The 237-nt window shown below is 71.7% G+C and carries 1 protein-coding gene; it reads right to left on the bottom strand.

Going from position 1 to position 237, the window contains the following annotated elements:
- Nucleotides 1–237: IS66 family transposase zinc-finger binding domain-containing protein (locus ACYQ8L_RS18815; protein ID WP_459943337.1), on the bottom strand; the 237-nt coding region annotated here is incomplete at both ends.

The raw sequence follows: 237 nt of genomic DNA on the forward strand, positions 1-237 counted from the left end.
TCCACCCCCTCGCACGCCCGGCACGCGTACTTCGGCCGGATCTCCCGGATCACCCGAACCTGCGCCGGCACGATGTCCAGCCGCTCCGAGCTCTCCTCCCCGATCCGCACCTTCTTGGCCCCACACCCGCACCGCTTCGCCTCTTCCGGTACGTCGCACACCACCTCCACCCGCGGCAGGTTCGCCGGCAGGGGCTTGCGCCCTCGCTTCCTGCGCGTGTGCGCCGAAACCCGGACC

Source organism: Deferrisoma palaeochoriense (genome assembly GCF_054656955.1).